Origin of the sequence: Paenibacillus sp. OK076 (genome assembly GCF_900110055.1) — a bacterium.
Lineage (GTDB): Bacteria > Bacillota > Bacilli > Paenibacillales > Paenibacillaceae > Paenibacillus.
The window spans coordinates 1-15,029 of the sequence record NZ_FOCH01000005.1 but is presented as its reverse complement, the minus strand read 5'-3'; the positions used below and the strand labels follow the sequence as shown (position 1 = coordinate 15,029).

Here is a 15,029-nt window from a genome sequence, read left to right as displayed (position 1 = left end):
TGTGCATCACAATAGGACTCCACGTTGTGGGGTTATTTTTGCTTCCCGCCGAAGCTTGTTCATATTATGAACGAGCCCCTCATAGGATGTAGTAAACAAGCCTCGGCGGGAGGACATTCCATGAATACGAAACTCAGAATCAAGCAGAGAAGAGAAGAGCGCATTCGGCGGTTAATGGATGGTGCTACGGAAGAAATTATGCAGCAGCGAGAATCGGGCTCGGTTTCCGATAAGCGTACATCTGCGCAACGTAATCCGTTCTCGTCTATAGATATACAAGATAATCTGCGAACGGCAAGATCTTCGCTGACAGAACAGGAAAGAGATCCGGAATGGCTGTGGAAAAAAGAGAACGGGCATTATGGTCCTGGCGGCCATCCACGTTTCAATCTAATGAAGTCATTGGTAGGACGAACGGTGGTTAGTATTCTATTATTCGGTGGCGTCTGGGGGTTGTTCCAGTTGAACAGTTCATGGACGACACCTGCCAAAACCGTGATCGCCGATGTGCTGCATCGGGATATGGATTTTGCCTATGCCGCTGCCTGGTACGAAAGGCATTTTGGCGGAACGCCATCATTCCTGCCTGTTCTTGGGCATACCACTGATCCTGTGAACGGATCGGGTATCCGACACCTCCTGGGTAAACCGATCTCGGGAACGGTCGTTCAGCCTTTTGCACTGAGCATGAAAGGAATTGAGATTGTTCCCGAAGCTGGCGGTACAGGACTTGTTCAAGTAGTCAGTTCAGATGCCGGACGCGTACTTCAAGTATTGGATGATCCGGAAAATGGGACAACGGTTGTAATCCAGCACACTGGTCAAGTCACAGCCATATACGGACGCTTGAACGAAAGTGAAGTCCAGGTAAATGATTGGGTAGAAGCGGGTGACGCAGTCGGTAGCCTAAAGGAGACTGGAAATGATCAACCTGCCACATTGTATTTCGCTGTAAAAGAGGGCGAGCAGTACGTAGACCCTGCGGAAGTGGTTGCCCTTGATTAGGTTGTGGGGTGTACGTATCTCGTTTCATCCTTTTTTTGTGATTATCATGATGGCTTCCCTGTTGACTGGGAATTTTATTGAACTCATCACGCTGTTTGCCATCGTTTTTATTCATGAATGTGGACATGCTGCAGCGGCAGCCCTTCTGGGCTGCCGTGTCCTTTCGATACAGATGCTTCCTTTTGGCGGCGTCGCCGTTATTGAAGATGCCGGAAATATTACAGCACGTCGGGAGATCATTATCGCTTTGGCAGGCCCGTTTCAAAATATGCTCATGGTTGGAGTCGTTTTGTTGCTAAAGTATGGAAATTTGGGAGACCCGATTTTTTTAGATTATATTATACAGGGGAATCTGCTGATTGCCCTATTTAACCTGTTACCCGTGTTGCCCTTGGATGGCGGTAAAATTGTACAGGCACTCGTTAGTCTTGCTGCTCCCTACTATACGACATTGATGTGGACTTACAGAATCAGCATTGTGTGTAGCGCAGGAGTTATCTTGGTTGCCATCGGTCGATGGTTTACCGGTGATTCCGGGCTGCCGTTAAATATTCTGTTGATCGGAATTTTTCTGTTCTATTCCAATGTGACCGATTACCGAAATATTCCCTACCGGTTTATCCGATTTCTGATGAATCGTGAAAGTGCATTCACCCGTCATGCAGCTACAGGCAGTTTGGCACAGCCGATAATCTCATTTCCGGCGAAACCTTTGGAGACTATTTTGCGTCTATTAAAGAGAGAAAGATACCATATGATATATGTGATGAATAGACAGGGAAGAATCATGGCCGTTTTGCCTGAGCAGCGAATCATCGGTTCTTATTTCAAACAAGACAAGGATAAGTTATAGCATCTTGGTGGATCTGTCCTTAATTTGGTTAATACATGTACAATGAGTATGGCGAAGATACAGAATGGATGTGGATGAATTGAATTGTCTTCTAGAGGTGAAGCCATGAAACAAATGATTGTACATAATGAACATAACCTCATGCAAATGGCGCTTCTGGAAGAAGGCAAAGCTGTAGAATTCATGGCAGAGCGTACACGCGAGCGTGGACTGCTGGGTTCGTATTTCAAAGGACGGGTAGTGAACGTGTTACCAGGTATGCAAGCTGCTTTTGTGGATATAGGTCAGAAAAAGAATGCTTTTCTGTATGTGGACGATGTATTGCATCCCAATCTGGAGAAACAGCCCAAAGTGAAGCCTTCCATTTCGGAGCTGCTTCGTCCAGGTCAGGAGGTAATCGTCCAGGTCTTGAAGGAGCCAGTAGGAAGCAAAGGAGCCCGGGTGACGACTCATTATTCGCTGCCGGGCCGCTGGCTTGTCTACATGCCTTTAGCGGACTATGTAGCCGTCTCCAAGAAAATTGCCCGTGAGGGGGATCGATCCCGCCTCAAAACGTTGGGGGAACAATTGAGACGGGACGAAGAGGGGCTTATCATACGAACCGTATCCGCAGAGGAACAGAGGGAAGCCATTCAGGCCGATCTGGAAACATTACGTGAGCAGTGGCGTCTGATTCGTGAAAAAGCGGATAGTTTGCCTTCACCAAGCCTGCTGCATCGGGATCACAGTATGGTTCAGCGGATCATTCGTGATGTGTATACGCCTGGCAGCGATGAGGTAATTACGGACAATGAAGTACAAGCCCGTGAGTTGAGTGCTTTGCTGGAGGAAATCTGTCCGGGCCATCAACCTAAAGTACAGGTATACAGGGGAGAAGAATCAATCTTTTCTGCTTATCGTGTACAGGAGCAGTTGAACAAGGATTTTGCCCGCAAGGTATGGCTGCCTGGAGGCGGATATATTGTCATTGATCATACCGAGGCGCTCACTGTAGTCGATGTCAATACAGGCAAGTACACCGGAGCAGGCGGTGACAGTCTGGAAGAGACTGTGACGGAGACGAACATGCAGGCAGCGGTTGAGATTGCCCGTTTAATGCGTCTTCGGGATATCGGCGGCATGATTATTGTGGACTTCATTGATATGGAGGAAGCGATGAATCGGCATGAAGTTGCGGCAACACTGGAAAATGAACTCAAGAAGGATCGAACCAAGGCTTTTGTAATAGGGTGGACCAAGCTGGGGTTGCTCGAACTTACCCGTAAGAAGGTACGGGAAGAAAGCACGCTCCCTTATGTAGAACCTTGTTCTTCCTGTCATGGGACAGGCAAAAGATATATTTCGCCGTTGCATTGATTTTTAGTATAGTTGGTGGTATAATCATCAGGTATGTGTTTAGCCTATTGGTCTTGCACATGCTGTAACCGCACTGGCCGGGTACAAGAACAGTTCCGCAAGGACACTGTCACCTGAGACCGGGCGAGTCTGAGACATGAGGAGGTGCAAGGCAAATGTACGCAATTATTGAAACAGGTGGCAAACAGTACAAAGTCCAAGAGGGCGATGTTCTGTTCATCGAGAAATTGACTGCGAACGATGGCGAAAGCGTAACGTTCGACCGTGTCCTGGCTGTATCTAACGATCAAGGTTTGACAGCAGGTACACCATTGGTTTCCGGAGCAACTGTAACGGCTAAAGTGGAGAAACATGGCAAAGGACAAAAGGTTGTTGTATACAAATACAAACCTAAAAAGAACTACCATGTGAAGCAAGGTCACCGTCAACCGTATACAAAAGTAACTATCGAAGCAATCAAAGCGTAAGAAGGTGCGATAAGTGATTATCGTTCAAGTCTTTCGTAATGATGACGGGAGTATCGATCGTTTCTCCATCAAAGGGCATGCTAATTTTGCCAAGCGAGGAGAAGACATCGTATGTGCCGGGGTATCCGCTGTTACAGTGGGTACGGTGAACTCGATCGAAACATTGACTGGTGTCGAAATGGACGCCAAGATGAAGAATGGCTTTTTAAGCGCTTCTTTACCTGTGTTGGAGAAAGACGGAACCTGGTCCCAGGTGCAATTGCTACTCGAATCCATGGTACTTATGCTCACTGATATTGCAGAGTCATACGGAAAGTATATTCAGATAGAGCAAGTCAAATAATTAAAGAAGGAGGACAACCAATCATGTTGAAATTAAATCTTCAGTTATTCGCATCGAAAAAAGGTGTAGGTTCCACGAAGAATGGTCGTGACAGTAACGCACAACGCCTTGGCGTTAAACGTGCTGACGGTCAAACAGTAACTGGTGGTAGCATTCTCGTTCGCCAACGCGGAACGAAAATTCACCCAGGTACTAACGTGGGTATCGGTAAAGATGACACTTTGTTTGCGAAAGTTGACGGCGTTGTGAAATTCGAACGTTGGGGACGCGATCGTAAAAAAGTAAGCATCTACCCTGTGAATGTTGCTCCAGTAGCAGCTGCAGTAGAAGCATAATATCGGCATTCCGCCTAAGGAGCCTTCGGCATTTTTGCCGAAGGCTTTTTGTATTTATAGGTTATTCGATAATGAACTGGCAGAAAAGACATGTTATACTTGGTTACGGTGGGGATTAAACCAACCGAGTTTTGTAGAACGGGGAGAAGCCATGAAATCTTGGAAAAGAGTGCCCTGGATTGCGGCATGTTCACTTCTGATTCCTTTGGTTTTCGTTATGCTGTATCCAGTGGTTATTTTAATTGCTGTATACGCATTGTGGTCCGTCGCGGTGCTTTTTGTTTCTGTGAACGTGATGAAGAGACAGGCAGAGGCGGAACGCAGAACCATCATACAATCTATGGAAAAAACAGCAATTGCATCATTAAATCATCATAGGCATGATTGGATGAACGATCTTCAGGTGTTGTATGGATATCTTAGACTGGGCAAACTTGATAAATCAGTGCAATGTGTGGAAAGAATAGTAGAGCGGGTTAACGAAGAAAGCCGAATCTCCAGATTGGGTATTCCTTCACTCGTATTTTATCTTCAATCTTTCCGGACCAGTGGAGTCGCTCTGGAATTGCATGTGGTCGTAGAGGAAGAGTTGCAGCTTAGTGCTCTGGTCTCTCCCGAGGATGGCGAGTCGCTTACGGGGGCGATTGCCGATGCGATTCGAGCCTATCAATATGGCGGCGGCCGGTCGTCTTGGGGAGAGGTTCGCAAACTGACCTTGAACTTCGGACAGGATCACGGAGATGTGGTTGTCCGGCTGGATGGGGATCAAACACCCGATCCGGAAACATTGCGGCAGCTTAATGCCGTACTCAAAGGAAAAAAAGTCAGAACGGAGCAGCTTCCGTCTGAGGATACGTTTATACAATTCAGAATGCCTTGTGGAATATAGGAAGAAGGGGTTAACCAATGTTTGTAGATAAAGCGAAGATTTATGTGAAAGCCGGAGACGGAGGGGACGGAATTATTTCGTTTCGTCGTGAGAAGTATGTACCGAACGGCGGACCTGCCGGGGGTGATGGAGGCAGAGGAGCTGACATCATTTTCCGTGTGGATGAAGGTCTGCGTACGTTGATGGATTTCCGTTACCAGCGTCACTTCAAGGCCCCTCGTGGTGAGAAGGGACGTAATAAAAGTCAGCATGGCGCGAACGCTGAGAACATGATTGTACGTATTCCACCTGGAACCGTCATTTTGGATGAAGACAGTGGAGAAGTACTGGCTGATTTGACACGTCATGGTCAACAGGTTGTTGTTGCTCGTGGCGGACGAGGCGGACGGGGAAACATTCGTTTTGCCACGCCTAACAATCCAGCACCAGAACTGGCCGAAAATGGTGAAGAGGGCCAAGAACGTTACATCGTACTTGAGCTTAAGGTCATGGCAGATGTCGGTCTGGTTGGTTTTCCGAGTGTTGGAAAATCCACGCTGTTGTCTGTTGTTTCGGCAGCCAAGCCTAAGATTGGAGCCTATCATTTTACAACCATTACACCTAACCTCGGTGTAGTTGGTGTGGGTGAAGGTCGCAGCTTTGTTATGGCCGACTTGCCGGGTCTGATTGAAGGTGCTCACGAAGGTATTGGACTTGGACATGAGTTCTTGCGTCACGTAGAACGTACACGTATTATCGTCCATGTCGTTGACATGTCTGGTTCCGAAGGACGTGATCCGTTCGAAGACTGGCAGAAAATCAACGAGGAACTGAAATTGTACAATCCTGTCCTCGCTGAAAGACCACAGGTTGTAGCAGCCAATAAAATGGACATGCCGGATTCTGAAGCCAATCTGGAACAATTTTTGCAGAAGGCTCGTGAAGTTCAACCGGATATTGAAGTAATGCCTATTTCGTCGCTGACACGGAAAGGGATTCAGGAGCTCCTGTATCGTGCGGCTGATCTTCTGGATCAAATTCCGGACGAGCCCATGGTCGAAGAAGTTGCTGACTTATCCGAACGCAAAGTGTACAGCTTGGACAAAAAAGAGGACGATGGTTTCCGTATTGTACGGGAGAATGAAATCTTCGTGGTCGAAAGTGCCAAGATTGAACGTATGATGAAACGGATGCAGCTGAATTCGCATGAAGCTATTCTCAAACTGGCGCGTACATTGCGTCATATGGGTGTGGATGCGGAACTGCGTAAACGCGGAGCTGAAGAAGGCACCATTGTGCGCATTGGCGATTTCGAGTTCGAATTTGTGGAAGGCAGCAGCTACTATTAAGATAGCCGGCCACAGTACCGATACTGGTTAAAACATAAACGCAGAGAAGTGGGAGTTTACCCGCTGCTCTGCGTTTTTTTAATTTTCCTTACCTGCGCGTGGAAGAAACTTGTATACTGTTAGGAATAGTTTTTCAAAAAATAGACATGTGAGGTATTGCCCTTTCGGGATAGATCCTATATAATGTCCACTATATGAATACATGAGTCTTTGAGGAGAGGACGTTCTGTGAATGAACGCTATTACTTAGTACGGGAAGACATTTTGCCAGAGGCTGTGGTAAAGACCATGCAGGTAAAAGAACTGCTGGCTTCCGGTGATGTCAAAACAGTTCATGAGGCGGTTGAACAGGTTGGATTAAGCCGAAGTGCTTTTTATAAGTACAAGGATGGCATCCATTTGATCAATCAGCTTGAACGGGAGCGAATTGTAACGATCTCCATTGATTTGGAGCATCAATCAGGAATATTGTCTCGTGTGCTCGGACATGTAGCTGGTTATGGAGCCAATGTGTTAACCATTAACCAAAGTATCCCGCTCCAGGGAAGAGCCAACGTTGTCATTTCAGTGGAGACGTCACATCTTCATGGAGAAATCGGAGAAATGCTCGATCGGATGCAGGATATGCCCGGGGTTCGACGCACGCGCATTGTAGGCCAAGGTTAATTAGACGTTATCGTAAAACGTTTAGGAATAAGTTGTATGGTTAAAATCGTACAGGGGTGAAGGAGAAAAAGACATTGGGGGTAGGTCGTTAGTGAAACCGGTAAAAGTAGGATTGTTGGGCCTGGGTACGGTGGGTACTGGGGTCGTTCGCATCGTGGAAGGAAATCAGGAGGATCTGAGCAGTCAGGTTGGATCACCTATCGTTATTGAGAAGATTGCAGTAAAGAATACAGAGAAGGATCGTGTCATTGCTGTAGACCGTGCGAAGCTCACTGAAGATCCTTGGGAAGTCATCCGTCACCCGGATATTGATGTTATCGTGGAAGTTATGGGCGGCATTGATCAGACCAAAGAATACATTCTTGAAGCACTGGAGCGGGGCAAACATATCGTAACTGCAAACAAGGATCTAATGGCTTTGCATGGTTCCGAGATCTTGGCCAAGGCACAGGAAAAGCAATGTGATGTATTCTATGAAGCGAGTGTGGCTGGGGGCATTCCGATCATCCGCACGCTGATTGAAGGTTTCTCTTCCGACCGGATTACCCGCATTATGGGGATAGTGAACGGAACAACGAACTTTATTTTGACCAAAATGAGCCAGGAAGGTGCCTCTTATGAAGAGGTTCTCGCAGAAGCTCAAGCACTCGGATATGCAGAAACTGATCCAACTTCGGATGTCGAAGGACTCGATGCAGCTCGCAAAATGGCGATTTTGAGTACTTTGGGCTTCCGTACTAATGTGGAACTGAAAGACGTTACCGTTAGAGGGATTACATCCGTCACTCGTGAAGATATTACCTATGCCAAAAGACTAGGTTACGAGATGAAGCTGCTGGGTATCGCAGATCGTCGGGATGATGAGATCACCATTAGTGTTCAGCCGACAATGGTAAGACAGAATCATCCGATTGCATCCGTCAATGGGGTGTTCAACGCTGTGTATGTACATGGCGAGGCTGTAGGTGAGACGATGTTCTACGGTGCGGGTGCAGGCGAGCTTCCGACGGCAACTTCTGTAGTAGCGGATATCGTGGCAGTGATCAAAAACCTGAAGCTGGGTGTGAATGGTCTCAAAGCGATTGTGCCTTATAAACAGAAACGTCTGCAAAGTGACGAGCACATTATGTCGAAAAACTTTATTTTGCTGCATGTGGATGATAAGGCAGGGGTACTGGCGCAAATTACACAAATCTTCGCTGAATACGAAGTCAGCTTGGCTTCAGTTGTGCAACAGCCGAACGAGCACAACCCGGATGCTGAGATCATCATCGTTACGCATAACGCTAGTAAGGCGAGCATGGATAAAGTATTGAAACACTTTGAATCCCTTGCGGTTATTCGTCGCATTAAGAGTGTGTATCGGGTAGAAGGATAAATCGTCCCCAAATTCCGGTTTGAATTTTTTAAGTCCAGGTTTAAGATACACGTTTAACCATATAGATGTATGCAATCATATTCGGATTATTAATGACAAAGGAGTTTACCCACAATGAGATATCAAGGATTACTGCAAACGTATAAAGAGCACCTTCCGGTTAATGAAAACACGCCCCTGCTTACGCTTCACGAAGGAAACACACCCCTGGTTCATGCGGAGAATCTGTCCGAGGAACTCGGATTGAATTTATATTTCAAATACGAAGGTTTGAATCCGACAGGTTCATTTAAAGACCGCGGAATGGTTATGGCTGTTGCTAAAGCAGTGGAAGAAGGCAGCCGCACGATTATGTGTGCATCAACAGGTAATACTTCAGCGGCAGCAGCAGCCTATGCGGCTCGTGCTGGTCTGAATTGTATCGTTTTGATCCCGAATAACAACATTGCGCTGGGTAAACTGGCTCAAGCCATGATCTATGGAGCAAAAGTTATTGCGATTAATGGCAACTTTGACCGTGCATTGGAAATTGTGCGTGAGATTACAGCCAAACATCCCATTACGCTCGTGAACTCCGTGAATCCGTTCCGGATTGAAGGACAGAAAACAGCTGCGTTTGAAGTCATTGAACAGCTTGGTCAAGCACCTGATGTACTCGCAATTCCAGTGGGTAACGCAGGTAACATCTCGGCTTACTGGAAAGGGTTCAAAGAGTATAAAGAAGCAGGTAAATCGAACTCCCTGCCTCGTATGGTCGGTTTTGAAGCGGAAGGCGCGATGGCAATTGTCAAAGGTGAACCGATTCTTGAGCCTGAAACCGTAGCAACAGCTATTCGAATTGGTAATCCGGCAAGTTGGAAAACCGCTGTAGCTGCAGCTGAAGAGTCTGGCGGACAGATTAATTATGTAACTGACGAAGAAATTCTGACTGCCTATCGTACGATCGCCGCTCGTGAAGGGATCTTTGCTGAACCTGCATCTGCTGCTTCCGTTGCTGGTGTATACAAACTGAAGAGTGAAGGGTACTTTAAAGGCGGAGAGACTGTGGTTTGCGTACTGACAGGACATGGACTCAAAGATCCTAATATTGCAATCAAAACGGTAGCGACCGAGCCGCTTGTTGTCGAAGATTCCGAAGAAGCGGTTATGGCGGCAATTGCACAACTGGAGCAACAATCCGTATGAGTCTGCAGCAAAGGGTAATTGTTAAAGTGCCTGCAAGTACAGCCAATCTGGGTCCAGGGTTTGATACCCTGGGCATGGCGTTGTCTCTGTATGCATGGCTTGAGATGAAACCGGCAGAGCAGACAACATTCCATTTACATGGAGATCATCTGACGGGTCTGCCAACAGATAAATCTAATTTGATATATGAAGTTGCACAGATGGTATTCAACGAAGCAGGGGTTTCTGTGCCGGAGTTGGAGATTTCCATGTATTCCGAGATTCCGCTTACTCGGGGACTGGGAAGCAGTGCATCCGCCATCGTCGGTGCATTGGCTGCTGCTAATGCATTAATTGGCACTCCGTTATCTGATGCCAAGCTTCTGGATATGGCTACGTCGTTGGAGAAACATCCGGATAATGTAGGTGCTTCACTATATGGAGGTATCATTGCAGCAGCGTGGGATGGCAGTCGGGTAGACCATATTCGTATTGAGCCGCATCAGGATTTGCAAACTTTGGTCATTGTACCGGACTTCGAGTTATCCACTTCGAAAGCAAGAAATGTAATTCCACAGCAATTTGACAAGTCTGATGTCATTCACAACATAAGCAGATCATCCTTACTTGTTGCGGCTTTGGCAAGTGGAAGATTGGACATGATTCAAAAGGCGATGTCTGATCGGATTCATCAACCTTACAGGGCATCTTTGGTACCCGGCATGGCTGAGATCCTGGAACATGCGGTCAGTCATGGAGCTCTGGGGGCTGCATTGAGTGGAGCTGGACCCACTGTTTTGACGTTGGTAGATCGTCATGATACTCGTAAGCTCGAACTAGAGCAATATTTGATAGACACGATGAGCCGTGAAGGCATCGCTGCATCTGCATTATGGTTGGATCCGGATCTGGATGGTGTTACCGTACTGCCTGATCAAGATGAAAGTCCGTTTATGGACAGAGTTAAAGGGGAAGTTAACGCATGAAACGAATTGCAGTATTACCTGAAGGTTCAGTCTCTCATGAAGCAGTAGATTTTCTGTTTAATGGGGAACCTTTGGAATTGCTTCATTCCAAGCTGATTTCTGATGTTTTCCGGGCTACGGATAGTGGGAAATCCCAGTACAGTGTCATACCCATTGAGAATACCATTGAAGGCTCCGTTAGTTTGCATATGGACTGGCTGGTTAACGAAGTGGATATTCCGATGCAGGCAGAATGGGTTTACCCATCCATCCAGAATGTCATTGGACATGGGTCCGAGTTCAGGACAGAGAGTGGTGAATATGATTTCGGGAAAATTACGAAGATCATGTCCCATCCTGTAGCGATTCCGCAGTGCCAGAATTTTATTCGCCTGCATTCACCTGGAGCAGACCTTGAGGGCGTAAATAGTACAGCGGAAGCTGTAGAAATTGTGAAAAAAAATCCTGGCAAAGGCTGGGTTGCGATTGGCACAAGGCTGGCTGCACAGAAGCATGGTTTGGATATTATGGCTGAACGGGTTACCGACCATGACAACAACTATACTCGTTTTGTGCTGATAGGCCATGAGCCTGTTCAGATACCACGAGAGCCTGATCATGTGAAAACCAGTTTGCTGGTTACATTGCCTGAAGATGCACCGGGTGCATTGCATCAGGTGCTGTCTGCTTTTGCCTGGCGGAAGCTGAACTTGACGCGACTGGAATCTCGTCCAACGAAGAAAAGGTTGGGGAGTTATTATTTTTACATTGATGTTGAGGAAAGTGCAGATTCGGTATTGCTTACCGCAGCCATGGCTGAGATTGAGGCTTTGAATTGTCAGGTACGTATTCTTGGCAGCTATCCGTGTTATACATATCCTTCGTTGAAAACGACCTGAATCAGGACGTACATTATTGAAGGCTGTCATAAAACTGGGTAATGTGAGCAATAATAGCTTGTCATTTGTTGTACAATGAACGAGATAAAATTAGTTCCGGAATCAGGGATGGAAATTTTATGGAGGTGCAGTCATCGGTGCCAGATCAATGGATTTATTTGGATGGTCAATATGTGACCAAGGAGAATGCAACCGTTTCGGTATATGATCACGGATTTTTGTACGGAGACGGTATTTTCGAAGGTATTCGAATTTATAACGGTAACATTTTCAGATGCAAAGCGCATTTGGATCGTTTGTACGATTCGGCTAAATCCATCAGTCTGAACATTCCGCTGTCTTATGATGAGATGCTAGAAGTGATGGCTGAAACGGTCCGTCGCAATGATATGCGTAACGGTTATATTCGTCTGATCGTTTCACGTGGACCTGGTAACTTGGGCCTTGATCCGCTGCGCTGTCCTAAAGCATCTGTTATCATCATTGTAGAGCAACTGGCAATCTATCCGGAGGAAGCATATCTTACTGGGTTGAAAGCCGTGTCTGTCTCCCAGCGCCGCAACATCCCGGATGCACTTAATCCAAAAATTAAATCATTGAATTATCTGAATAACATCCTTGTTAAAATTCAATCCAACTATGCGGGTGTTGGTGAAGCGATTATGCTGAACTCGCAAGGATATGTTACTGAAGGTTCCAGTGATAACATTTTTATCATTAAAAAGGGTGTAGTGTATACGCCACCTTGCTATCTTGGTGCACTGGAAGGAATTACACGTCAGGCCATTATCGATCTGTGCGGTGTCCTGAATCTTGAATTAAAAGAAGTGCCATTTACGCTACATGATGTGTATATTGCCGACGAAGTCTTTTTCACTGGAACAGCTGCGGAAGTTATTGCTGCTTATGAGGTGGACGGCAGAACGATTGGAACGGGCGTCGCAGGTCCTGTAACCTTGAGACTGCTGGAAGCGTTCCGTCAAATTGTCGACAAAGACGGTTATAAAGTTTGGGAAGATTAAATGGAACGATCGGAATAGGGAAGCAAAAATCCTTCTTGTCTCAGAAATTCAGCATACCTGGAGTATGCGGTTTTTGGGGCGGGAAGGATTTTTTTTGCTTAGTTGATGTCATTGGCCCAATTTCTGCATAGGATGTAGTAACGGTATGGGCGAATGTACTGCCCAAGTATCACGTCTAGGAGGTTAGTTCCAAGTGAAAATACACATGGTGAAAAAAGGCGACACATTATATCTGCTGTCCCAAAAATATAATGTAGCGTTGGACAAAATTATCGCAGCTAATCCGCAAATTGCAGATCCCGACAAGTTGGAGATCGGCATGAAGGTCAAAATTCCTGCGGAGCCTGTAACACCAAAGCCGGAAGGCATGTTACACAGTCATAAAGTTCAGCAAGGCGATTCATTGTGGAAGTTGTCACAGGCTTGGGGAGTTCCGTTGAAAGATATGATCAATGCGAACCCACAATTGAAAAATCCGAATGCTCTTCTTGTAGGGGAGACTGTGTACATTCCATCAGCGAATGCACCTGGAAATGCGAATTCAGAGAATGGTGCATCATCCAATGTTGCTCATGAGAAGTTGTCGCCTGAAGGGAAGGAATACACAGGAGTTAAAGAAGAAACGGCTCCAGTAGTCCCCGTACCTGAACCAACACCTGTACCAGAAGTCTCCAATGTAGTTCCTGCTCCTGTACCTGCAAATCCGGTCGTACCTAATATCAACCCAGAAGTGGAAGTGTTACCACAGTTGCCTGAAATTTCTGAAGAGAAGCCGCAGATGGAAGCTCAGAATAAGGAAAACACCAAATCCGAAGTGCAATTAAAACCGATAACTGAAGCGCCAACGTATACGATGCCTAATATCTCACCTGAAGTTCTGCCTTTACCTGTAATACCTAACAATACGAAATGGCCTACAGAGGTGGCGCCTGCGACCAAAGCTCCGTGTGGTTGTGGCAGTAAAATGCTTCATGCTCCTGTCGAGCATCCATATGCCCAGGTTCCTGTACCTGCACAAGAGGTATACACTGCTCCACAAAACATGTATACAGCTGGGGCGAATGACAATGCTACATTCCCGGGTATAACTGAAGTGAGTCCTTACGACATAGGTAATACATCTAACATGCCTTGGACTGGTTCAGAGTATAACCATAACAACGTTATGCCGAACGTATCTGCAGAGATGCAGAATAACTCGTATCCGATTGCACCAGCAGGTCAAGTGAACAGCCCATACCCTCCATTTGCGGCCAATGAGCATATGAACCACCAACCGCCTCATATTTCTCCTTACTCTATGCTACCGTACCCGCCATGCGGATGTGGCAACCATCATATGCCTAACCATCAATACGCATATCCCTCACATAACTACCAGAACCCAGCGTGGGGCACATACAATCCTTACGGGATGCAACCCGAAATGACCACATCCATGATGCCTCATCAGCCATTGGAATATGCCTATCAAAACCCATACCCTACTCAGAACATGGTGCCGCCGTCTCCGCTAGGTGCATTCGGTGAACTCTACCCTCCACAAGGCAAGGGGGAAGGCAAAAAGGGCGGACGTGACGAGGCTAACTTAAGCCAGTCCTCTACAGAGAGTGAGGCTGAGTTCAATCTGGAAGCAAAGCCTAAACAAGCAGCCAAAACAGGAACTGCGAAACGCAGAACAGCCAAACCCGCTGCCAAAGCTAAATCTAAAGTATCTGTATCCGGGAAACAAGCAAGAGAACGCACGGGGATAACCACTAAACGTAGTTCTGACAGCAAAAAGCGTAGAAATCCATGGATACAGCAATAACACTGTACTGTAACCGAATAGCGTTAAAGTTTCAAAAGGTCGACTCTGGGAAGAGGCGGCCTTTTGAGTTTTGTATGGAGAAGAGGGTAATCCTACTGGAGTATGGAAGTGTCACGCTTGTAGGGCTCTTTAGCAGATATTAAGAAAGCCTATGAATGTGGACGCATAGTTGGAGGGCCTCAAATTCGCTACAGTTTTAGTGGGTCATTGGAGACTTAGAATCTATTAAAATCTTTTTTAGAAAAAGCTATTGCATTGGTTTCGTCAGTATGATATATTATTTAAGTCGCCGCTGAAACACAGCGCTGACGCAAAAAAGAGTAACACAAATCGAGTTTGATCTTTGAAAACTGAACAACGAGTGAGTAACGATCTTGCTTGCAAGATCGACGCTGAGAAATCGGTACAAGCCTTCGGGCTGTATGATTTCGAAGCAACAATGAGATTTTTAATCTCGTCAGTTTCAAAATGAGCTTATCGCTCTTTTCAATACTTTATTGGAGAGTTTGATCCTGGCTCAGGACGAACGCTGGCGGCATGCCTAATACA

The 15,029-nt window shown here is 46.4% G+C and carries 15 protein-coding genes and 1 other annotated feature; all 15 genes read left to right on the top strand.

Annotation, left to right across the window (positions count from 1 at the left end; all coding sequences use genetic code 11):
- Positions 1 to 120 precede the first annotated feature (120 nt).
- Complete coding sequence (locus BMY78_RS26820; RefSeq protein ID WP_177185884.1) at positions 121 to 1,005, top strand: M23 family metallopeptidase; 885 nt, start codon at positions 121 to 123, stop codon at positions 1,003 to 1,005.
- Positions 998 to 1,858 carry a M50 family metallopeptidase gene (locus BMY78_RS26815; protein ID WP_090904368.1) on the top strand — a complete coding sequence of 287 codons (861 nt, stop codon included), beginning with the start codon at positions 998 to 1,000 and terminating at the stop codon, positions 1,856 to 1,858. Before BMY78_RS26820 ends, BMY78_RS26815 begins: the two co-directional genes overlap by 8 nt.
- A 105-nt stretch (positions 1,859 to 1,963) precedes the next feature.
- Positions 1,964 to 3,214, top strand: a complete 1,251-nt coding sequence (locus BMY78_RS26810) for an Rne/Rng family ribonuclease (RefSeq protein WP_090904367.1) — start codon at positions 1,964 to 1,966, stop codon at positions 3,212 to 3,214.
- 56 nt (positions 3,215 to 3,270) lie between these two features.
- Positions 3,271 to 3,355 (top strand) — a sequence feature (ribosomal protein L21 leader region).
- Positions 3,356 to 3,369: 14 nt separating this feature from the next.
- Positions 3,370 to 3,681 (top strand): 50S ribosomal protein L21, encoded by a 312-nt coding sequence (rplU, locus tag BMY78_RS26805; protein ID WP_062328098.1) that lies wholly within the window; start codon positions 3,370 to 3,372, stop codon positions 3,679 to 3,681.
- Positions 3,682 to 3,694: 13 nt separating this feature from the next.
- On the top strand, positions 3,695 to 4,024 hold the full coding sequence (locus BMY78_RS26800; protein ID WP_079347324.1) for a ribosomal-processing cysteine protease Prp: 330 nt from the start codon (positions 3,695 to 3,697) through the stop codon (positions 4,022 to 4,024).
- Between the two features lie 23 nt (positions 4,025 to 4,047).
- The gene (gene rpmA, locus BMY78_RS26795; RefSeq protein WP_024633959.1) at positions 4,048 to 4,359 is read left to right on the top strand and encodes a 50S ribosomal protein L27; all 312 of its coding nucleotides are present in this window, start codon (positions 4,048 to 4,050) and stop codon (positions 4,357 to 4,359) included.
- Between the two features lie 151 nt (positions 4,360 to 4,510).
- On the top strand, positions 4,511 to 5,248 hold the full coding sequence (locus BMY78_RS26790) for a Spo0B domain-containing protein (protein WP_090904366.1): 738 nt from the start codon (positions 4,511 to 4,513) through the stop codon (positions 5,246 to 5,248).
- Positions 5,249 to 5,265: 17 nt separating this feature from the next.
- Positions 5,266 to 6,576 (top strand): GTPase ObgE, encoded by a 1,311-nt coding sequence (gene obgE / locus BMY78_RS26785; protein WP_090904365.1) that lies wholly within the window; start codon positions 5,266 to 5,268, stop codon positions 6,574 to 6,576.
- A gap of 228 nt (positions 6,577 to 6,804) precedes the next feature.
- Entirely contained in the window at positions 6,805 to 7,242 is a 438-nt protein-coding gene (locus BMY78_RS26780) for an ACT domain-containing protein (RefSeq protein WP_024633956.1), read from the top strand.
- A 91-nt stretch (positions 7,243 to 7,333) separates the two neighbouring features.
- Positions 7,334 to 8,620: a homoserine dehydrogenase gene (locus BMY78_RS26775; protein WP_090904364.1), complete on the top strand. Its 1,287-nt coding sequence runs from the start codon at positions 7,334 to 7,336 to the stop codon at positions 8,618 to 8,620.
- A gap of 114 nt (positions 8,621 to 8,734) precedes the next feature.
- Positions 8,735 to 9,805: a threonine synthase gene (thrC, locus tag BMY78_RS26770; protein WP_090904363.1), complete on the top strand. Its 1,071-nt coding sequence runs from the start codon at positions 8,735 to 8,737 to the stop codon at positions 9,803 to 9,805.
- Complete coding sequence (gene thrB, locus BMY78_RS26765) at positions 9,802 to 10,770, top strand: homoserine kinase (RefSeq protein WP_090904362.1); 969 nt, start codon at positions 9,802 to 9,804, stop codon at positions 10,768 to 10,770. The genes thrC and thrB overlap by 4 nt, the downstream gene beginning before the upstream one ends.
- Positions 10,767 to 11,648, top strand: a complete 882-nt coding sequence (pheA, locus tag BMY78_RS26760) for a prephenate dehydratase (protein ID WP_090904361.1) — start codon at positions 10,767 to 10,769, stop codon at positions 11,646 to 11,648. Before thrB ends, pheA begins: the two co-directional genes overlap by 4 nt.
- Positions 11,649 to 11,785: 137 nt before the next feature.
- Positions 11,786 to 12,670, top strand: coding sequence for a branched-chain-amino-acid transaminase (gene ilvE, locus BMY78_RS26755; protein WP_090904568.1), 885 nt, complete (start codon positions 11,786 to 11,788; stop codon positions 12,668 to 12,670).
- Positions 12,671 to 12,863: 193 nt separating this feature from the next.
- Positions 12,864 to 14,480, top strand: a complete 1,617-nt coding sequence (locus tag BMY78_RS33115) for a LysM peptidoglycan-binding domain-containing protein (RefSeq protein WP_090904360.1) — start codon at positions 12,864 to 12,866, stop codon at positions 14,478 to 14,480.
- Positions 14,481 to 15,029 lie beyond the last annotated feature (549 nt).